Raw genomic sequence first — 20,489 nt, 5'->3', positions numbered from 1 at the left:
CCATGAAACGATTGGCTCCCGCCCTTGCAGTCACGCTGGCCTTGTTTCCCGCGGGGCAAGCTGTCGCCGTTGCGATCCAGATTGACGTCCGAAAGACAAACGGCTGCGGCTGTTGTCACTCCTGGATGAAGCATCTGGAGGAAAGCGGATTCGCGCCGACAGGCGAGGACATGTTCGGGGGATCTCTTGTGCGCTTCAAACTCGACAATGGCGTGCCTCAGCGCATGGTGTCCTGCCATACGGCTTTGGTCGACGCCTACGTGATCGAAGGTCATGTGCCGGCATCAGACATTCAGCGTTTTCTGGATGAGCGTCCTGATGCAGTGGGGCTGGCGTTGCCGGGAATGCCCTATGGCTCGCCGGGCATGGGACCGGAAGACGATCGTGAGGCTTATGACGTCTTCCTGATCCGCGGCGATGGATCGACCGAGATCTTTAGCAGCTATTCGGCCGCTGACTGACGTATCGCCGAGACTTCAGCGCTTGGAACCTTTCTCTCCAATTACCCTTGGCTTTCTTGGAAGCCTGGCCGCCGGATCGCTGACTGCGGTCGGGGCGGTCCCAGTTCTTTTTGGGCGCATCCCGTCCCGGGCTACGCGCGATCTGCTGCTTGGCTTCGCAGCGGGTGTCATGCTCGCTGCTTCGTTTTTTTCGCTGATCATTCCAGCTCTCGACGCAGCCGAAGGACAGTTCGACAACGGTGCTCTCCCGGCGGCCATCGTTTGCGTTGCGATTCTGCTTGGCATGGGCGCCGTTGCTCTGATGAACGAACGGCTGCCGCATGAGCATTTCAAGTCGGGGCGGGAAGGCCCAGACGCCGCATCGCTGCGCCGCGTCTGGCTTTTCATCATCGCGATCACGATCCACAATTTTCCCGAAGGGCTTGCCGTCGGCGTCGGGTTCGGGGCTGACGGTTTGTCGGGCGGGTTGCCACTTGCTATCGGTATTGGATTACAGAATGCCCCCGAAGGTCTGGCGGTGGCGGTTTCGTTGCTCGGCGAGGGATATTCCAGGTTTCGCGCCTGGGGCATCGCCGCTCTGACCGGTCTCGTCGAGCCTTTCGGTGGGCTTCTCGGCGCGGGCATTATCAGTCTTTCGCAACCGCTGCTGCCTTGGGGTCTCGCCTTCGCAGCAGGTGCGATGCTCTACGTCATCAGCCACGAGATCATTCCGGAAACCCACCGGTCCGGCCATCAGAACAGGGCGACGCTCGGCCTCGCGGTTGGTCTTGTCATCATGTTGTTCCTCGACGTCTGGCTGGGATAAGCGTATGAGAACTTGCCTCTTCGTCGGTCTGCTTGCTGCTCTAATCGCCTTTCTTGTCGATCAGGCAACGAAGGCAATCGTTGTTTCCAATGCGACTGTACTTAGTTCCGGTGTATCGGTCTTTCCCGGCTTCAATCTCATCTACCTGCGCAATGACGGGGTGACCTTCGGGCTTCTCGGCGGTGCGCCATGGTGGAGCCTTGTCGTATTGGCGCTTGGCATCTGCGTCTGGTTGGCGGCCATGCTGATCCGTTCCAGCAGCCGGGTCGAGGCCATTGCCTATGGTGCGATCATCGGCGGTGCTCTTGGCAATATTCTGGACCGCCTGCGCTTTCGTGCAGTGACGGATTTCTTCGATTTCTACATCGGGACGGCGCATTGGCCTGCCTTCAACATGGCCGATATTTTTGTGGTTGGCGGCGTGGTGCTGCTCAGTGCGCCGTGGGTTGGCGCTCGACTTCAGACCGATTCATGAAGCCAGGTTTGCCGCAGTTCGTTAGTGAGGACCCAAACCTCTTCCCGCGCACAGGTCTTGCCCTTGTTGCCGGCGGATTGACGGTTTTGACCCTTCCGCCGTTTTCTTGGCTCATCGCGGTCCCTGTCTCCTTCTCCGTGCTCTTTATTGTTCTCCGGAACATCTCAACCTCGCGCGCTTTCCTTGTCGGTTGGGCTTTCGGACTGGGCCAATTCGGGATTGGAATTTCCTGGATCGCCGAGAGCTTTTACGTCGATGCCGAACGTTTCGGCGCACTGGCGATCCCAGCAGTAGTGGGACTGTCCGCCGGGCTAGCGATTTTCCCGGCCAGCGCAGCTATGCTTTTTGCCGCCATAATGCAGCATCGAGTTCTCCATGGTATTAAGGCGGGCCTTTTGCTTGCGACCTGCTGGATGGCCACGGAATGGCTGCGGGGTCATGTTCTGACAGGATTTCCGTGGAACCTTGCTGCATATGCTTTGGTCGATCACGCCGCGCTGCGACAGCCAGCGGCCTGGGTTGGAAGCTACGGCATGAGCTTTCTCACGGTCTTCATCGGCACCTTGCCAAGTGTTTTGATTGCGGTAGCGCCAAAGAGACGTCTGTCCGTTTTCGCGCTCTTTTCCGTTGCGATGACGGGTCTCTGGGGTGGCGGTACACTTTGGTCAAGTCAAGACGTTCCGCCGACAGACATTACATTGCGCATTGTTCAAGGCAATGTGCCGCAAGTCGAGAAGTGGGCACCGGGCAGCCGCAAGCGAACCTTGGAAAAATACCTGAGATTGTCTGTGCGACCCGGCCGTTTCGATCTGCTGCTTTGGCCGGAAACGGCTTTCCCCGGTTTTCTGGACGAGGACGCCATTGCGCGCACGCAAATATCTGCGGCTTTGCCAGACGGCAGGGTCCTTTTGACAGGTGCGCCGGACCGCGTAGAGGGAGATGGGGCAACCAGATATTTCAACACTGTACAAGCCTATGACGGCAGCGGTGAGATTCTGGCGGGATATGCAAAACATCATCTCGTTCCGTTCGGGGAATATGTGCCCCTGAAAGGCTTGCTGCCCTTTGAGCGGCTGACAGAAGGGTTAGGCGATTTTACGCCAGGACCAGGGCCACGCACACTGGCGATCCCTGGGGCACCTCTGGTCGGGGTGGCGATCTGTTACGAGATCATTTTTCCGGGCCAGGTGGTCGATGAGCTTCTCCGTCCTGACTGGATATTCAACGGTACAAATGATGCATGGTTCGGAACCAGCATTGGACCTGAGCAACACCTCGCTTCCGCGCGCATGCGCGCGGTCGAGGAAGGGCTTCCCGTGGTCCGCGCGGCCAACACTGGGATATCCGCGATTATCGATGCCAGCGGAGAGATCGTCGCCCGTCTCGACATCGGGCAAACTGGTGTCATAGATGCCAGGCTTCCGGCAGCGCATGCGCCCACGCCTTACGCACGTTTCGGTGATTGGACGTCGCTAGCGCTCATCTGTGCGGCCTGGGGCATAGCCTTTGCCGTCGGATTCACATGTCAACGTTTCAATCGCGAAAATACAAGATCGGAGGAATTGTGATGCTGGTGCTCGCGGGATTTGTCGGAGGTACGATTTGGGGTGGCTATCTGGCGCGGCGACGGAAAGGGGACCGCCTGGATATGCTTCAATATGCGACAAGCTCCGGCATTGTCTTCGGCTTGCTCGCCTATTTCGCCTCGTTGATCTTCTTGCGCATCATATCCTGAAACTAGTTTTGTACGGGCGACGAATTGAGACGGCTGATCCTCATTTCACTATATTTGTTCCTGTCGATTTTTGCATCAGGCTTGTTCGTTTGGGGTGCTGGCTACTTTCTGCTCAATGCCTCCGTTCCTGACTATGAAGAGAACTTTAGCGTTGCGGGTATAGAAGGCCCGGTTAACGTCCTGAGAGATGCTTCAGCTATACCACACATTTCCGCCGGCTCCGCTGCAGACAGCTATTTCGCGCTCGGTTTCGTTCACGCGCAAGACCGGCTGGGGCAATTATTGAGGGCAAGGCGGACAGCGCAAGGTTTATTGCCACTTGAGCAGATAGCTGAACTTGAACCGTCGACATCGGATGCACTCGAAGCATATGCCGCAGGTGTCAACGCCTGGCTTGGGCTGGTGTCCGAAGGCGGGCGCGGCAGAGGCGCACCTGAACTGTTGATCGCGGATGAGAGAACGATCGCGGCGTGGAGGCCCGTTGATAGCATCAATGTCGCAAACGCATTTCTGAACGATCTTCGCCCCGATAAACTTCAGAACGAACTGTCTGGATTCCCAGATAACCAGATTCCGTCAGATCGACCCGCGACACCCGAGTTGTTTGCCGCTTCTCCAAGGGTCAAACTGACTGCGTGGGCGTTGCCCGAAGATCGGACTACTACCGGAGCACCGATGCTTGCGGCGGATATCAGTGGTCCTTTGTCACTGCCGTCCGAATGGTACTTGGCAGACCTTCAAACGCCGGAAGGGGTCGCGATTGGCGCTACGATGCCAGGCGTGCCTTTCATTGTCGTTGGTCACAACGAGCGCGTCGCCTGGGCGTTCAGATCTTTTTCGCCAAATGAAATAGAAGAACCAGAAGTTTCCAAAGCTGCGCAGACAAGTGATTTCTTGATGATGCTCGACCGTCTGGCCAAGTCCGCCGGTGTGAACTATGCTCTGAACGCAACCATGAACAAGGTGCCAGATGGATTGGAGGTCCTAGCGGTCGACCGGACAACTCTGGCGGTTTGGCCTGAAAGCGAGGTCAAGCGTCCTGGATCATTTCAAGACGCCAGACTTGCAGTTCTCGATGATCGCCGGCCCGTATTCACTGTCGAGAGCGCGATTGCGGTTCAACGCGACACGGTCAGCGCTGTCGCGCGTACCCTTCTTCCGCTGATGGCAAAAGAGCTCTGGTTCGTGAGTTCCGCAAGCGACATCAAGGAGAACAAAGTCGGAAAGCTTCGCGAAGAAGTTTTGGACGAGCTTTCTCAATGGAATGGCGAGATGGGTCGCTACTCACTGGAACCGCTCGTGTTCTGGACATGGGTACGTGCTTTGCAAAGACGCATACTTCAAGATGAGTTTCCATCTGCAACTGCGGTCTGGACCAGACCGAATCCTGATTTCCTATCCGCGGTCCTTTCAGATCGAAGAGGGAGCGCAATCTGGTGCGACATCCGCCCGTCCGCCCGCATTGAGACCTGCCAGGATCAGGCTCGTGCAGCTCTGGATGATGCCATTGCCAAGCTTGTTGACCGGTACGGAAGCGATCCTTCAGTCTGGTTCTGGGGCGCGGAACACACACTGAATATGCAGTGGTCGCCAATCCAGTCGAACGGGATTATCAGCGATTTGTTGTCTCTCGAAGCGCCATACTCGGGTGACCCTTATACACTGATCGCTTCTGACAATGACCGCCCGGTCGCCTCCAGCGTCGGCACTAATTTTCAGGCAGTCATGTCGTTTTCGGATGAAAGCCTCTCCTATTTCATCACGCCTGCCGGTCAGTCCGGCCATCCGCTGTCACGTTTCTACGACAACCTGTTTCCTAGGTGGATGCAGAGCAAATACCTCGTGATGTCAACCGATCTATCTTTGGCCCGGGGTGGCGCAGTAGGAACTTCGCGACTTTCACCCTTATCCGCCTACAGCCGGGCAGTAAAACAAGGGAGGAGCCGATAATCACATATTTCCTCCTTTTCGACCCGTTTGGATATGCGATTTCGCCAGTGTCCCTTGTTTCCGTCAGCTTGGCCGCATGGTACTACATGCGCGGCCTCGCGCGATCCGCTCGTATTCGCGGGACGGTTTCTCTTTGGCGGCAGGCTATGTTCTTCGCTGGCTTGACCTGCATTTTCGTGGCCACGAATGCGTCTCTGGCTTCATTGGGGCACAGCCTCTTTTCGGTGCACCAGGTGGAACATCTTCTCCTTCGCCTTGCAGGACCACTGCTCATCGCTGTTTCGCAGCCGTGGCGCATCCTGCAAGCCGGTTTGGAAAGTCGGTGGCGTCGATACCTCGGCGCGCTGGCGAACGCCTGGTTCGTGCGGTTCATGGCGCATCCGGCAACCGCCACTGCCTTGCTCATCGCTTCGCTCTTCGTCTGGCAGATACCGGTCCTTTACGGACTTGCGCAGCGCATCGCGGCGGTCGAGCTGCTCGCACATCTGGCGATGGTGCTGGCAGGGATCTGGTATTTCGGCATGCTTTTCGACTGGAGGGATCCCCCTGCCGGTGCGCGACGCGGAGCGAGGCTGATCTCCGGTTTTGTGGTGATTGTTTCAAACATTTTTCTGGGTTCCCTCACGACACTTAAGGAGGTGGCCCTTTATGCCTCCTACCAAACGACAGGCACCGGCTTATCTGCAACTTTATCCGATGAAACGATTGGTGGCTACGTGATCTGGGTCCCATCCTCGATGGTGATGATCGCCGCGATCATTCTGGTCATGAACGGCTGGAACGCTGCGGAAGTGCGTCGCTGGGATGCGCGATACGAACTGACGCGCGCCTCGAACTCCGCCGCGCTCGAATTTCCGGAAACGGCCGAAGAGTTGCGTCTGAAGGTTGCAAAGCCAAATCGTGACATGGGCCGGACGCTCGCCCTAGGCGCGTTGGTCATGTTCTTGATCGTCATGATAACGGTGGTGACGATTGTGTATGCACTGTGATCGTTGCCATCCCGCCAGCACGCAATGCGCAGGCATGACGAGAACTGTTCACGAGGCACCTTGTCGCATCCCGCTTGCGGCTTGGCACGTTGTGATACGCGCCGAAATGATATAGCAAACCGGTATGGATGAGGGGACCGAAGCAACCGAGACGTCGGACCCTACGGCGAGCGATGTCAAGCGAACGACCAGATCGAGCAATCGAATGGTGCTCTGGATTTTGCTGTGCGTTGCCGGTCTCTTTTTCGCAACGGCCTTTGGCGTGGCGATATTGGTAAAATATGGCCCGTACTGACGCGACGATGACCCGCCGAGCGCTGCTCCGGCGCATGGGGTCCGCAGGACTGGTCGTGCCGCTGGCCGCCTGTAACGAGGCTGGATGGTATGGCGAGGATGTAAGCGGGCTTTTACCCGACCTGTCTTTCACCATGACCCGGGCTCAGGACGGGACGCGCGTGACACAGGCCGATTACGAAGGACAGGTCGTCGCGCTGTTCTTTGGCTTTAGCTTCTGCCCCGATATCTGCCCGATGACACTCTCCAACCTGTCCGCTGTGGTCGATCAGCTGGGCGAGGACGCCGCGAAACTGTCGATACTCTTCGTTACAGTGGACCCCGAGCGCGATACGCCCGAGGTGATGACGGAATACGCCGCCGCCTTCACGCCGTGCGTTGACGGGCTGATCGGCACGCCCAACCAACTGGCCCGTCTTGCCCGGCGCCTCAAAGTCACCTACAAGATCGAACCACATCAGCCGGACGACTTGACCTATGATGTATCGCACGGCAAGTCTGTCTATGTTTTCGATGCGCAAGGCGACGCGCGCGTCATATGGCCCGGTTTCGATACGCTACAGGCCGACATCGCTGGGGCCACCGGCGACATCCGCCGCGTGATGAGCGCCTGAAGGCTAAAGGTCTGCGTTGGCGGCGCGCATATTTCGCACCACCACCAAGAGGCCCAGAACGCTCATCATCGCGGGAGGAATCCAGATGACGATGCCGCCGATCTGCTGATCCGTTACCGCAGAGATCGAAGGGAAATACCGCCCGCAGAATGCGTAATAGGGAAACAAGTCCACCGTGGCGAAGGAGATGAGCGCGCCTAGAATGATCTGCGGAAACATGACGCCCACGGCCAGCGCAGCGCGCCAGCCGAAACGCAACCACGCGGGCGGCGCGGGCCGAGTGTCCAGTACCAGCGCCCAGAACAAGATGCCGTCCACCGCCATCGACCAGTTCATCACCTGGTAGAGCACCGGGTCAAGCATGGCGGCGAAATGCACCGGCGGGATCAGCCAGAACCAGAACAGTCCGACGAAGAGTATCACCGCTATGACGGGCTGCTGGATCGTGCGATAGATAACAATCACCAAGCGGCTGGCACAGAGCGCGCGCAACCATTCCGGCGCTCCCGCCAGCAGCACCGGGCCACCCGCGCTGAGCGCCAGCAGGACCGGGCCTACATGATGCATGGCGACGTGCTGCAACCGATTAGTGAAGAACATGCGCTGTGCGAGATATTCGAACCCGGTCTGCGTAACGCCCCACAACAACACCAACCCCGTCCAGAAAGCCGCCTGCCGCAATCGGCTCACGCGGTCTCCCGGCGCGGTCCGCCGGAGCCCGCGCGCGAACCAGAGCCCCGACAGCGTCACCGCGAGATAGATCAGCCACGAGAATTGATAGGGCAGGATCGCCGGCATCTGCGCCGGAAAGTAGGTGGTTAGCGCCCAGAGAGCCGCGCCAAGCAGAACGATACTGCCATAGGCCAAAGTGTCGCTTGGCAAGGCATTGGCTTCGAGTTTCTGAATGGTCATGGTCGCGATGGTCTTTTGATCGATTGGAAGACGCAACGCAAGACACAAGTATGTGGCAATTTGTGTGCCCGCCCTGTCAGAGCCTGAGGTGATGATCGGCCAATGATCAGCCGCCGGCCAAGCCTCCGCATAGCTCTGTCGCTATCGCACCGTCCCAGTTGCAGATCACTGTAATATGAGTTGTTGGTCGTAAGTTTTCGCTTGCAGCGATCGTAACTCGATCTTTGGTGTAATATTTTTGAGGTTGTTGTTTCATTTTCGCGCAGAACCTATTGAGGCGTTAAGTATCACTCTGGGAAGGCACGAGCGCTTGTTCGAATGCTTTCAGCGTTGTCTCGCTGACGTGGTGTTCAATACCCTCCGCATCGCGTTCCGCGGTCTCCTCGTCGATCCCGAGGCTCAGGAGAAACGCGACTACGATCCTGTGGCGTCGACGGCAGGCTTCGGCCAACTCCTGCCCGGCATCGGTGAGGAATATCGCGCGATAAGGTTCCCGCCGCACCAGGCCAGCAGCCTTGAGCCGCGATATGTTCTTGGTCACGGTCGGCGGCTTTACTCCAAACCGTTCGGCAATTTCCACCGGCCTTGCCTCACCGCGCGACTCGATCAGTTCCGCAATCAGTTCAACGTAATCTTCTGCCATTTCACTCTCATGCGCCTGACGCACGGTCGCGAAACCCTCAGCCTGTGATTCGGGAGCCCTTTCTACAATTTCGAACGTTTCACGTTCTTGTGATTGCAACTTTGTCATACTTGGGACTGTGCGGCGAAACAGCGGGATTGACAACTTGTTTGCTTCGGGTAGAAAACTTAGCCATGTCTAACTTTTGCCTTGGAGACCGTGGTGATGCTAAATATTATGAGAGTGCTGCTCGCCACACTCGCAAGTGCGCTCCTCCTGTCCGGACCTGTCGCGGCGACGCCGGCCAAGGAGGCGCCCTGGCTTCCCGACGCAGCGGCCTATCGGCTGACGCTCTTTCTTGGAAACCTCGCGCCTCTGCCCTGGGACGACATCAGGACCGCCTGGACGGAACCCTACCGGGGTTCGGAATTCTCTGTCGGAGCGCTGGCGTGGCTGGACCGCGAAAGCAAAATCGAGCCTGACGCTCTCATGGACGCCATGATGCGCGAAGACCGGCAGGCGGTTTTTGCCGAGGCGACGCGGCTCATCGCGCTCAGGATCGAAGAGGAACTGGACCGGTCTCTCGCGGCCGAAGAATCGGCGACAGCACAGCAGGCCGTACGAACGGCACGCGAACTCTACCGCGCGTTCGAGGACGGCGTCGCGGCCGCCGATTCGGAGGCTGCGAGACGGATCGGCCTGGCTTGGCTGGAGCTCAATAGCAGCACCGGGTTCTCTGGCGTACTTGGCGCAGGCTCAACATCTGCGGATCGCGAGACCATGGAAGCGGCGCGCACAGTGATCTCCAGCTATCTTGCGGAAAACTATCTTTTGGACAGCTTCGCTCCGCGTCGGGCGTTAAGCGCCCTGCCGGAAACCGCCGTGCTCAGCGGTCGCGCCATCGAGGTGCCGCCAAGCCTGCCACCGGGCTCCGACATCTTCGATCAGGACCCGTTGCCACTGCTCGTCCTCAATTTTGAGGAGCAGGACATCGACGAGACCGACCTGCCGCTCGTCGCTTTCGGCGACATGCTGTTCGACAGCGCGCAGATCTTCGGAAGCCCCGCGCGCGATCTCGGGATCACCTGCTCGACGTGTCACAACCGCTCGGACATCAACCAGCGGCTTTTCGTTCCGGGCGCAAGCCACCAGCCAGGCGCGATCGACGTCGACGGCGCCTTTTTCAACCCGATCTTCAACGACCGGCGCGACGACCCGCTCGACATTCCGAGCCTGCGCGGCTTGCGTTTTACAGGTCCCTACGGCCGCGATGGCCGTTTCGCCTCCCTGCGCGATTTCACCCGCAACGTGATCGTCAACGAGTTCGGCGGGGATGAACCGACGCCCTTCATGCTGGACGCTCTCGTCGCCTACATGCTCGAGTTCGACTTCCTGCCGAATTCCATGCTGACGAGTGATGGCCGCCTGACCGACGCGGCCCCGGAAGTCGCCCGGCGTGGCGAGGAGATCTTCAACACGCCCTTTGCCGGGCTCGGCGATCGCTCCTGCGCCAGCTGCCATGTGCCAGATGCGAACTTCCTCGACCGGCAGGCCCACGACATAGGCTCCGTTGCGCCAGCCTATGAAGGTGCCCGTGCCGGTGCGCTGGACACGCCCACGCTGCTCGGCACGGCCTATACCGCGCCCTACTTCCATGACGGATCTCTGCCGACGCTGGCCGCTGTCGTGGACTGGTTCGACGAAACGAAAGCGCTCGGGCTGACCGGGGAAGACCGCGCGTCCCTGACCGCCTATCTCGAGACCGTGGGTGCGGCGGACGAACCCTACGAGGCGTTCGACACCGAGAATACCGCTTTCCGGCTGGCATTCGCCGAATTGACGACCTTCGCCTCGACACTCGACACGCTACTGCCGCGGCGGGACGCAGAGCACATCCTGCTGCTGACTGACACCGTGGCCGCGGACCTCTCGGCGGACGCCAGCACCATGTCGAACCTTGCTGCGCGGCCCGAGGTCTACGCGTTGGCTGAGCGGCTGGCCGCGGTCGGCGCCGCCGTCCGTGCCGATGACTGGGCGGCTGCCGAAGCAAGCTGGACCGCGTTCAAGTCCGAAGCCGCCGCAATCGAAGAGAGGGCATTCTGATGCCAGTTCAACTGACCCGTAGAACGATACTGACCTTGGTCGGCGCGGGCGCGGTGTCGTTGGCGACACCTCTCGCCGCGCAGGACACTGCGTTGCGGCTGGCTTTCATCCCGCAGGAGAACCCGGAGAAGCTGCTTGGCGATATCGAGGCCATCACCGGCTGGCTGGCCAGTGAGATCGGTGTCTCGGTCGAGGGGTTCGTTACCATCGACCACGCAGCGGCGGTCGAGGCGCTGCGAAACGGCGACGCGGATATCTCCTTCATGGGCGCCCTGCCCTTCGTTCTGGCCGAGGCCGAAATCGGTGCCGAGCCGCTCCTGTCCGAGGTCTACCGCGACGCACCGAGTTATACAGGCCGCATTTTCGTGCGGCGCGACAGCGGTATCGGCGCGCTCGTAGACCTGCGCGGACGCGACATCGCCTTTGCCGATCCGATCTCGGAATCGGGCTATCTCTATCCGCTCGCCGAATTCGTAGAGGCCGGGGTGGTTAAAGGTCCTAGCGCAGCGGAGGAATTTTTCGGCCGTGTCTTTTTCGCGGGGGGCTACCAACAAGCCATGCAGGCAATGGCCGAAGGCCTGGTCGATGCCGCGGGCGCCAGCCAGTATGCCGACCTGCTTCTGACACCGCAGCAACAGGCGGAGGTAACTTGGATCGCGGAAAGCGCACCGATCCCGAGCCATTTGGTGATCGCTCGCCCGGGGCTCGACGCCGCTCTGCGGGACCGTTTTGTTGACGCAATGCTGCGGCTCAATGAGCCGGAGCACCGCAACAAGCTACGCTATCTTTATGGACCGGACGGCTATGTCAGGGCCGACGGCGCCGCCTATGACGGCGTGCGCGACATGGCGCGGCGATACGGGCTGTTGGAATGAGCACTGCTATCCAAATCGACGACCTGAGTTTTGCCCATACGGGCGCGGACGTCCCGGCGCTGGAGCGGGTTTCGCTTAATATTCCGACGGGCGAAAGCGTGGCTCTGCTCGGCCCGTCCGGGGCGGGCAAGACGACCCTACTGGCACTGCTTGATGGCAGGCTGTTTGGCTGGTGCGGGCAGATTTCGATCTTGGGCGCACCGCTTGATCCCGATCATCCGCCAATGTGCGCGCGCCGCCCGGATACCGGTTTCGTTTTTCAGGAATTCGCCCTAGTCGAACGGTCCGCGGTTCTGCGCAATGTCCTGAATGGCCGCTTGGGGCGCATGTCGCCGCTGCGGGCCCTGATGGGATCACCGACCAAGCACGATCTGGAGATTGCGCGCACGGCACTTGCCGATTGCGGCATTGCTGATCTTGCCAATCGCAGGGTCGACAGCCTCAGCGGCGGGCAGCGGCAGCGCGTCGCCATCGCGCGGTGTCTGGCGCAGGAACCACGGCTTGTTCTGGCCGATGAACCGGTGAGCAACCTCGACCCTGCGCGTGCAGGTGAGATCCTGGCGCTGCTGACCGGGGCGGCGCAAGCGCGCGGCGCGACGGCGCTGTTTGCGTCTCACCAACCCGACCTGGCGCGGCGTTTTGCGCAGCGTATCATTGGCATTCGTTGCGGGCGGATCGCCTTTGATGTGCCGACCTCCGAGTTGAACGAGGATGCGACAGCGGAACTCTATCGGGAGGTTGAGCCAATCCCAGGAATCGGCCTCAGGGCGGTATCATGATGGCGTTCCGCGGGTTTGGCGGCTTTGCGACGAGTGGTCTGATCGCCGCGGCGATCCTGTGGTCCTTCGCGACGGCCGATGTCGAGTTGTCGCGTCTCATGTCGGCTGGCCCGCGCATTGCCGATTTCCTCGGTCGGATGTTTCCACCTGACCCGACGGTGATGGCCGAGATCAAGAAGGGCAGCGCGGAAACGCTGAGAATAGCGATCCTCGGCTCCCTCGGAGCTGTGGTCCTGTCCGTTCCCTTCGGCATTCTCGCGTCCGAGACGATGGTATCGTCTGCGGTGTTCCGGTCGATCCGAACGCTGCTTGCCTTCATACGGGCGATTCCGCTGATCCTCGTGGCCATGCTCATGGTGGGCGCTGTCGGGCTTGGGCCGCTGCCCGGCATCATCGCGGTCGCCTTTCATGCAACGGGGATGCTCGCCAAGTTCTATGCCGAGGCGATCGACGGCGTGTCCCGCGCGCCGATCGCCGCGCTGGAAAGCGCGGGCGCCGGGCCGCTCGTGCGGCTCAGATACGCGATCTGGCCGCAGATGGCGCCGGTCGTCGCCCGCGACACGATTTTCCGGTTCGAGTTGAACCTGCGCGAGTCGCTGATCCTCGGGATTGTCGGCGCGGGCGGGATCGGCTTTTACATCCAGACCTACGTGCGCTCTTTCCAGTATGACAAGGCGGCCAGCGTCACGATTGCCGTCTTCGTCATGGTCATCGCCATCGAAGCTATCAACGTCGCGCTGCGCCGTCGTTTTGCCTGACCTTCAGGCATAGATGTCGATCGGTGTCCCGTCCCTGACCATGGCGTAGATATCCTCGATCTGCCGGTCCGTGACGGAGATGCAGCCCGCGGTCCAGTCGCGTTTGTTCATCGGGTCGATCCCCTTGCGGGGCCCCCCGTGGATGAAGATGTCGCCACCCGGCGATTTTCCTTGCGCCTCTGCAAACGCGATGTCGGCTTCATTGGGATATGAAATGCCGATGGAGAGGTGGAAGAGGCTGTTTGGGTTGCGCCGGTCAATCAGGTAGGAGCCCTCCGGCGTGCGGCCGTCCCCCTCAAACTGCTTGTGGCCTTCGGGCGCGAAGCCCAATCCGATGGGATAGGTCCGCAAGACGTCATCCGCGCCGTCAAGAACTAACAGCCGCTGCGCCTTGTACATGCGTAACCGGGTCACTTGTGGTCCGTTGTACGACCGGAACTTGCTGGCACAGCCTGAAAGGAAGGCGGCCAAACCGCCCAACAGCAAGACCCGCCGTGAAATTCTGGTATTCATCACTGCTCGACGCCCCTTTTGCGAGGTCTGGATGATGTCAGACGTTACCCTACCGAAACCGCCGGATCAATGACCGTGCGCGAGTGCTCCCTTCGCCATCCGCTCGCCAATCGGTTCACCGCCCGAGGGCCCCGCTTCGACCCGGTGGCCGTTCAGGAGCCGAAGCGCGTTGGCCACGACAAGCAGAGACACGCCTACATCCGCAGCAATGGCGCCCCACATTGAGGCCATCCCGAACGCGGTCAGCCCGACGAACAGCGCCTTGGTCGCCAGCGATATGCCGATATTCTGGTGGATGATCGTCATGGCCCGGCGCGAATGGCCAATAAGCCAAGGTACCTTGCCGATGTCGTCGGTCATAAGCGCGATGTCGGCCGTCTCGATAGCGGCATCCGATCCGACAGCGCCCATGGCGATGGCATAATGCGCACGCGCCATGGCCGGTGCGTCATTCACACCGTCGCCGATCATCGCTACCATGTCGTGGCTTTCGACGAGTTCCTCAATGGCCGTCACCTTGTCTTCCGGCAAAAGTTCGGCGCGCACCTCGTCGATGCCGACTTCGGCTGCCACCGCGCGCGCGGTGCGTTCGTTGTCGCCCGTCAACATCACGATGGTCTCCACACCCTGCGCATGCAGGCGCGCAACGATACCCTTTGCATCTGGGCGGATGCGGTCGCGAAGCTCCAGTACGCCGGTCACGCCGGCCTTGTCACCCACGGCAACGAGGGTGCTCCCTGTCTCCCCGATCTGATCCCGCAGATCCGCCGGAATGGCATTGCCGAACCCTTTCTCTTCGGCGAACCGATCCGAGCCGAGCCAGATAGCGCGCCCGTCGGCGCGTCCTTCCAGACCGCGCCCGGGCACGGTGCGGGTGTCCTCTGCGGCAGACACGGAAACACCATCGGCTTTGGCGCGCGAGAGTATGGCGCGTGCCAGCGGGTGTGAAGACCGCACCTCCAGGCTTGCTGCCAGCGCCATGAGATCGCGTGCGGAAACACCGACCAGTGGGTGAACCGCCGCCACCTCAGGCTCTCCCATGGTGATCGTCCCGGTCTTGTCCATCGCCAGTGCCGTGGTCCGCCCCGGCGCTTCGACATAGGCGCCGCCCTTGATGAGCACCCCCGCCCGTGCCGACGCGGTCAGCGCCGCAACGATGGAAACCGGCGTAGAAATGACCAACGCGCAAGGACATGCGATGACCAGAAGGACCAGGGCATTGTAGAACCAGTAGTCCCAGGCGCCGCCGAGCAGGAGTGGTGGCACCAGCGCGATGGTGATCGCCAGAGCCATCACGATTGGTGTGTAGATGCGCGCGAACTTGGCCACCCACTGTTCGACCGGCGCGCGGCGGGCATGGGCATCGCCTACCATGCGAATGATTTTCGCGAGCACCGTATCCGAGGCGGCCTTCGTCGCCCGCACCGTCAGTGTGCCCTCGCCGTTGATCGTGCCGGCATAGACCTCTTCGCCGGGTTCCTTGGGTACTAGCGCGCTTTCCCCAGTAATTGGGGCCTGATCGACGGCCCCTGCCCCGTCCACGACCTCACCGTCGAGGGGGATACGGTCGCCGCCGCGCACGATAAACCTTGCATTGACTGCCACAGCCGCAGCCGGAACGTCGGATTCCGATCCGTCTTCGTAAAGGACCCGCGCCGTTGGCGGCGCCAGATCGAGGAGCGCGGAAACCGCGTTACGCGCCCGCCCCACGCTCCAGCTCTCAAGATAGAGAGAGAGCGAAAAAAAGAAGGCGACCGTCGCAGCCTCAAAAAACTCTCCGAGGCTGATGGCGCCGGCGACGGCCAGCACCATGAGCAGGTTCATGTCGGGGCTAAGCCTCCGCGCCGAAGACCAGGCCTTGGGCGCGACAAGCCAAACTCCGAAAAGAATCGCGAGGGCGAAGATCCCTGCTTCCGCCATGGGCATCGGCACATCGCCATGGCCCGCAAAGAGCCCGAGCGCGCCACCCATGCCGGTCTCGACCATGTGAAAAAGGAATCCCGCCCCCCAGAAGCCGCCGCTCAACGAGGTAAAGCGCTTCTGACGTGCCAGATGCGCCGCCTGGTCCTCTGCTGCGTTGTCGGCATCCCAAGGCTTCGCGCTCATGCCGGTCGTTGCGACCAACTGCGTGACCTCGTCGTCTGGTATCCTCTTGGCGCTATCGAGGATGGTCATTCGCCCGTTGATAACGTCGAATGCCAGGTGTTCGGTTCCGCCCACTTTCGGCCCGACAACCCGGTTCAGGATCGCCACCTCTTCGGCGCAATCGAGCCCGGATACCTGAAAGCTCCTTCCGCCGGACGGCGCTAGCCCAGCCGACGCAACATCTCTTTTCGCATCGCAACAGGATTTGCCTGTTGCGTGAGGTTGCTTTTGATCACTCCGGTGGCTGTGATCGTTGCGGTTGCCATCAAAAGACATGGATTGACCTCGGGATTCATTGATTCCACATTGCTATAGCTCCTAAAGCAACTAGAGCATCAAGAGTTAGAATAGGACGTTTCATGCAGAAAATTGCAGCGTCCGAACGTTCACCGCACCACTAAGGCGCGATGAAATCAGAAAGAGCGGGTTAAAAATGCAAAAACGACAAGCGCCTATCATTGCAGCAATTCTGGTACTCGCCGGCTGCGCGGTGCCGCCGACAGATGATGGCGCTCAGAACAAGGTTGGCAATGTTCCCGCGTCTGTAGCGGCCCTTGCTGCACCCGGTCAGGATCTCACGTCGGCTCGTCGACTTCCGGAAGATGGGTGCTACTGGTATCAGCACAGTGGACCAGTAGAGACCACTTTGGTACCTCTTCGCGCGGCCGGCGGCGGACCAATCTGCACGTCTCTCCAGTCTTGATTTGCTTGTCCAGAGGGTCGCGGATGCGTCGAGTTCAGTGCACGCCTTCAACTTTGCGCTGTCACACTATCCTCGGCCGAGTAAAGAAACGCTGTCGAACCTATCTTGACGTTGGGATAAAGTTCGTTGATGTGAGCCATGACCATCCGGACGCAGCCAGAACTTGCGCGACCGCCGATGCTTTTTGGATACGGTGTGCCATGGATACGTAGATAGCTATCCCTACTGCCGACAAAAAGATAAAGCGCACGTGACCCAAGTGCGTTGGTCGGGCCAGGTTCCATACCATCTGCGTATTGCTCGTACTCCGGATTGCGTTCAATCATGTTTTTGGTTGGCGTCCAATGAGGCCATTTCACCTTCCGCTTAATCGTATAAGTTCCCGGCTCATAAAGGTCGCCCTTTGCAATGGCCACGCCGTAGCGCATTGCAGTTCCACCTTTTTCGATGTGATAGAGGTATCGCGCCACTGCGTCCACGTGGATGTCGCCCGGCACGAGATTGCGCTTCGCGACGACGCGCTGCGGCAAAAACCTTGGATGCAGACCCCATGGGTTAGTCGTGGCTGGCTCGTAGCCGAACGGTGTGACTTGCTTGTCCCAAGCCGCCTTTTGTGATTCTGTTGGCCACGTATCGGCAAAGAGCGGCTGACCGATTGAGGCCGAGAATAGCGCAGTCGTTGTTTGGATGAAGTGGCGTCTCGTCAGCATTTTTCTGTTTCCTTCGCAAGATTTTACTAAAGGATAAAATATATCCTTATCGTGCCTCTACTTACCCAGGTAAGGAATAAGGCATCGTCAGCAACCTTCCCAAGGTCTAGTTCGGTACATTTGCGTCGTAACTCCTAAAGCTCCTAAAGGTTCAAGAAAAAAGTTCTGCGAACACGGTTCCCACTAACCCAGCCTCGTCGCGTGAAAAACCAGCTGATCCAATTACTTCTCAAGGGGCTGACGAAGCTCTTTTCAACATATTTCCGAGCCACAGCCTCTAGTCAGGGTCAGATAGGCTAGCGATTGGTTGATCCTTGCGAAAGTAGGCTTCGACGTGAAAAATTGGTCCAAATTCTGCATGCGAACAGGATACGATTGCATCATTCATGTGGGTATCAAAACCTCACGGGGTGAGACATGCACCGCGTACTTTCGTTTCGCTGACCTCAAGTTGCAAACGACTTTTTCAAATGCCGTTCAGTTTGGGGTAAAGATAAACGCGTGCACCTATCGCAACACGATCGTACAGGTCCTTTACGTGCTTATTGGTGAGGCGGGCACATCCGTTTGAAACGGCCGACCCGATGGTTTCTGGTGCATTGGTTCCATGGATTCGAAGATAGGTGTCTCGGCCGTCATCATCGTATAAATAGATCGCTCGCGCGCCGAGAGGATTATTCGGTCCTCCCTTCAAACCGTTTCTAAATCGTGCATACTTATTCGGCTCTCTTTGGATCATGGCGTTGGTCGGCCGCCACCACGGCCATTTGGCTTTGCGCGCTACTGTGAACACGCCTGATTCGTACAAATCCTTGCGTCCAACTCCTACTCCGTAGCGGATCGCCATACCTTCTTCGAGCATGAAATACAAAAAAAAATCATCCGGTACTAAATGCAGATCTCCGGGCAGCCAATCCGTCCGACGTGCGTTTACCAGTTGAGGAAGAAAGCGCTCTGGAAAAGAGGGTTGACTTGCTGCACCAATCGTAGGAGCCAACATGCTGGCTGCACTGGTAGATACGAACACTCGCCTGCTAAAGCCTTTCATTTTGATGTACCCTACTAGTTTGCGTTGCATGAAATTGCGAACACATTGCGTCGATATGTAGAACACACGATCGTGTGTTCACAACTGCGAGCTGTTTGACTGTTGCTCCGAGGATACGATCCGAACTTTCGGAAGGGTTATTTGCCCAAAGCATGCCGAGCACTTAGTGGATATCTGCGTGGCAATCCTCAACACCGCTCTCCAGCGTGATACAATCTTGCCTATTCGGTCACGGGCGATAGTGGCGAGACGCTCAAGTACTTCGATAGAAACGTGTTCGTAAACTTGCTCCTGATTTTGCATCCAAATCACGAGCGAGAGCTACTGGAAAGGCCACTACGTGTGAACGATGACTTTTCGAAGGTTGGATATTGCTTCAACCTATCGTGAGTCCAGCGTCAAGATGTGGTTTCACACCTGTGCCCAACGTAGGTTCGACTCAGTAAAAAGCTTGGCGCTTGATGCGCGGTCCCGCCTCGCATATTCCGGCGCCAAATCTGCTGAGAAAGGCACGCCTTATATGACTCTGTCCACAATCCTGCGTATCGACAAAATCCTGCTCGGCATTGTCGCCGCCGTGCTGTTACTTTCGGTCGTTATTTATTTCTACAGCACCGACTATTTCTCGCTCACCTACGCGCGTGAAGACGGCTTGGTGGAATACAGCACTGCTCTCTTTCTCTGCGTGGCCAGCGTCGTCCTGGTGATGAACGCGCGGTCGCTAAAGGCGCGCGGCGCGGGCCTCGCCTTCGCCTGCACGCTGTTCTATGCGCTTGTCTTCTTCTTTGCCGCCGGCGAAGAGATTTCCTGGGGCCAACGTATAATCGGCTGGGAAACCGGCGAGACCTTCGAGGAGATGAATAAGCAGCAGGAAACGAACCTGCACAACCTGATTGTGCCCACGCCTTGGGGCGATTTCCACCTCGCCAAGACGCTCTTCGGTCCGATCCTAACGTTAATCGTGCTGGTCTACATTACCGTGCTGCCACTGCTCTACTTGCGCGTCGGCTGGATCAAACGTGCCGCCAATCACATTGCCGCCCCGGTGCCCGGCACACGTCACGCAATGCTCGCCGTTACAGCAAGCCTGGTGATTGCGGTCATCGACGTTCCTCGTAAATGGGAGGTCTACGAGTTGGTCTTCTCGCTCCTGGCAACCTCGATCTTCCTCCTGCCGCAGAACAGTAAACACACGACTTTCTTGGAGGCGTGATATGAGCCGCGCCGGGTTTGCCGGAGGCTGATTGATCTTAGCTACGCGGCCATGTCTGATGTTTCCAGGGTCGCGTAATAGTTTGCTTCGACCTCTCTTGGCGGAATGTATACGATGGGTTCGAGAAGACGACGGTTGTTGAACCAATTCACCCAATACAGGGTCGCGTATTCCACTGCATCGAAACTGCGCCATGGCCCGCGTCGGTGGATGACCTCAGCATTGAACAGGCCATTGGCCGTCTCGGCCAGGGCATTGTCATAACTGTCGCAAACGCTTCCCACGGAAGGTTCTACCCCGCCTCTGCGAGTCACTCGGTATAGCGAATGGACAGATATTGCGATCCGCGATCCGAGTGAAGCACCAGGCCTGATCCGGGTTGTCTCTGAAGAACGGCCTGTTGGAGGGTGTAAGGTGCGGTTACTCGTGGGACATCCCGTTTGTTGATTATAGCTTCTCTCTGAGCGCTTCGTAAGACGTCTTGACGCCAACGGTAGAAGCTGGATCGACCTATCCCGAAATAGCGGCAAGTCCTCGCGACGTGACCGATCTCCTCCGCATGTCGAAGTATCCTCAACTTGCGTTGGTCCTTGGTCATGAACATCTCCTTCTTCCCAAACCTCGGAGGTTAAAGAAAATGTCCCGCGAGTAACGGCATATCTACATTGCTCGGCTACCTCCGTAGCGCTTGATTTTATTGCCTCAAATCGTTGGGGCCGGGCGTGTTCGCCTCGGCCCCATTGTCTATCTTCACTTCATCTGCGTGACAGTAAGCTTTCCCTCAA

19 protein-coding genes and 2 pseudogenes are annotated in these 20,489 nt (G+C 58.9%); 13 read left to right on the top strand and 8 right to left on the bottom strand.

Annotated elements, in window-relative coordinates; genetic code table 11:
• Nucleotides 1-2: 2 nt before the first annotated feature.
• The 8 genes from XM53_RS19955 to XM53_RS19920 all read left to right on the top strand — a co-directional run bounded on the left by XM53_RS19955 (nt 3) and on the right by XM53_RS19920 (nt 7,323).
• Entirely contained in the window at nt 3-461 is a 459-nt protein-coding gene (locus tag XM53_RS19955; RefSeq protein WP_057796583.1) for a DUF411 domain-containing protein, read from the top strand.
• A gap of 22 nt (nt 462-483) precedes the next feature.
• Nucleotides 484-1,266 carry a ZIP family metal transporter gene (locus XM53_RS19950; protein WP_057796582.1) on the top strand — a complete coding sequence of 261 codons (783 nt, stop codon included), beginning with the start codon at nt 484-486 and terminating at the stop codon, nt 1,264-1,266.
• Nucleotides 1,267-1,270: 4 nt separating this feature from the next.
• Nucleotides 1,271-1,741, top strand: a complete 471-nt coding sequence (gene lspA, locus XM53_RS19945; RefSeq protein WP_057796581.1) for a signal peptidase II — start codon at nt 1,271-1,273, stop codon at nt 1,739-1,741.
• Nucleotides 1,738-3,309, top strand: a complete 1,572-nt coding sequence (gene lnt / locus XM53_RS19940) for an apolipoprotein N-acyltransferase (protein ID WP_057796580.1) — start codon at nt 1,738-1,740, stop codon at nt 3,307-3,309. Before lspA ends, lnt begins: the two co-directional genes overlap by 4 nt.
• Nucleotides 3,309-3,476, top strand: a complete 168-nt coding sequence (locus tag XM53_RS23605; protein ID WP_057796579.1) for a hypothetical protein — start codon at nt 3,309-3,311, stop codon at nt 3,474-3,476. The genes lnt and XM53_RS23605 overlap by 1 nt, the downstream gene beginning before the upstream one ends.
• A gap of 24 nt (nt 3,477-3,500) precedes the next feature.
• The gene (locus XM53_RS19930) at nt 3,501-5,426 is read left to right on the top strand and encodes a penicillin acylase family protein (RefSeq protein WP_057796578.1); all 1,926 of its coding nucleotides are present in this window, start codon (nt 3,501-3,503) and stop codon (nt 5,424-5,426) included.
• Nucleotides 5,427-5,473: 47 nt separating this feature from the next.
• Nucleotides 5,474-6,415, top strand: coding sequence for a cytochrome c oxidase assembly protein (locus XM53_RS19925; RefSeq protein WP_236544575.1), 942 nt, complete (start codon nt 5,474-5,476; stop codon nt 6,413-6,415).
• Between the two features lie 302 nt (nt 6,416-6,717).
• Complete coding sequence (locus XM53_RS19920; protein WP_236544574.1) at nt 6,718-7,323, top strand: SCO family protein; 606 nt, start codon at nt 6,718-6,720, stop codon at nt 7,321-7,323.
• Between the two features lie 3 nt (nt 7,324-7,326).
• On the opposite strand, the gene XM53_RS19915 is transcribed toward XM53_RS19920, so the two are convergent.
• Both XM53_RS19915 and mntR read right to left on the bottom strand, forming a co-directional pair.
• Nucleotides 7,327-8,235: a cytochrome c oxidase assembly protein gene (locus XM53_RS19915; RefSeq protein ID WP_057796576.1), complete on the bottom strand. Its 909-nt coding sequence runs from the start codon at nt 8,233-8,235 to the stop codon at nt 7,327-7,329.
• A gap of 280 nt (nt 8,236-8,515) precedes the next feature.
• Nucleotides 8,516-8,986, bottom strand: coding sequence for a manganese-binding transcriptional regulator MntR (gene mntR / locus XM53_RS19910; protein ID WP_057796575.1), 471 nt, complete (start codon nt 8,984-8,986; stop codon nt 8,516-8,518).
• Nucleotides 8,987-9,082: 96 nt separating this feature from the next.
• Between mntR and XM53_RS19905 the strand changes: the two genes are divergently transcribed.
• Genes XM53_RS19905 through phnE form a run of 4 tightly spaced genes read left to right on the top strand, consistent with a single transcriptional unit; the run spans nt 9,083 to nt 13,372 of the window.
• Nucleotides 9,083-10,960, top strand: coding sequence for a cytochrome c peroxidase (locus XM53_RS19905; RefSeq protein ID WP_144435633.1), 1,878 nt, complete (start codon nt 9,083-9,085; stop codon nt 10,958-10,960).
• Nucleotides 10,960-11,835 carry a phosphate/phosphite/phosphonate ABC transporter substrate-binding protein gene (locus tag XM53_RS19900; RefSeq protein ID WP_057796571.1) on the top strand — a complete coding sequence of 292 codons (876 nt, stop codon included), beginning with the start codon at nt 10,960-10,962 and terminating at the stop codon, nt 11,833-11,835. The genes XM53_RS19905 and XM53_RS19900 overlap by 1 nt, the downstream gene beginning before the upstream one ends.
• Nucleotides 11,832-12,614 (top strand): phosphonate ABC transporter ATP-binding protein, encoded by a 783-nt coding sequence (locus tag XM53_RS19895; protein ID WP_057796569.1) that lies wholly within the window; start codon nt 11,832-11,834, stop codon nt 12,612-12,614. Before XM53_RS19900 ends, XM53_RS19895 begins: the two co-directional genes overlap by 4 nt.
• Nucleotides 12,611-13,372, top strand: a complete 762-nt coding sequence (gene phnE / locus XM53_RS19890; protein ID WP_236544573.1) for a phosphonate ABC transporter, permease protein PhnE — start codon at nt 12,611-12,613, stop codon at nt 13,370-13,372. Before XM53_RS19895 ends, phnE begins: the two co-directional genes overlap by 4 nt.
• Nucleotides 13,373-13,375: 3 nt before the next feature.
• Here the strand turns inward: phnE and XM53_RS19885 are convergent, their stop codons facing one another.
• From XM53_RS19885 to XM53_RS22740, 4 genes are all read right to left on the bottom strand, one after another.
• Nucleotides 13,376-13,885, bottom strand: coding sequence for a L,D-transpeptidase family protein (locus XM53_RS19885; protein WP_057796567.1), 510 nt, complete (start codon nt 13,883-13,885; stop codon nt 13,376-13,378).
• Between the two features lie 66 nt (nt 13,886-13,951).
• Nucleotides 13,952-16,306: a heavy metal translocating P-type ATPase gene (locus tag XM53_RS19880; protein ID WP_236544572.1), complete on the bottom strand. Its 2,355-nt coding sequence runs from the start codon at nt 16,304-16,306 to the stop codon at nt 13,952-13,954.
• 474 nt (nt 16,307-16,780) lie between these two features.
• Nucleotides 16,781-17,443 (bottom strand): L,D-transpeptidase, encoded by a 663-nt coding sequence (locus XM53_RS19875; RefSeq protein ID WP_057796563.1) that lies wholly within the window; start codon nt 17,441-17,443, stop codon nt 16,781-16,783.
• A gap of 466 nt (nt 17,444-17,909) precedes the next feature.
• Complete coding sequence (locus tag XM53_RS22740) at nt 17,910-18,521, bottom strand: L,D-transpeptidase (RefSeq protein ID WP_437160236.1); 612 nt, start codon at nt 18,519-18,521, stop codon at nt 17,910-17,912.
• 421 nt (nt 18,522-18,942) lie between these two features.
• On the opposite strand from XM53_RS22740, the gene XM53_RS19870 reads away from it, so the two are divergent.
• Complete coding sequence (locus tag XM53_RS19870; RefSeq protein WP_152494673.1) at nt 18,943-19,704, top strand: hypothetical protein; 762 nt, start codon at nt 18,943-18,945, stop codon at nt 19,702-19,704.
• Nucleotides 19,705-19,745: 41 nt separating this feature from the next.
• Here XM53_RS19870 and XM53_RS19865 read toward each other — a convergent pair.
• Both XM53_RS19865 and XM53_RS24090 read right to left on the bottom strand, forming a co-directional pair.
• Nucleotides 19,746-20,110: pseudogene (locus tag XM53_RS19865) on the bottom strand (IS3 family transposase); the annotation flags it as partial.
• A gap of 126 nt (nt 20,111-20,236) precedes the next feature.
• A pseudogene (locus XM53_RS24090) lies at nt 20,237-20,302 on the bottom strand (hypothetical protein); the annotation flags it as partial.
• Nucleotides 20,303-20,489: the final 187 nt, after the last annotated feature.

The organism is Roseovarius atlanticus (assembly GCF_001441615.1).
Taxonomy (GTDB): Bacteria; Pseudomonadota; Alphaproteobacteria; order Rhodobacterales; family Rhodobacteraceae; genus Roseovarius; species Roseovarius atlanticus.
Note: the sequence above shows the minus strand (reverse complement) of the source record. Positions and strands in the feature narration are given on the sequence as shown.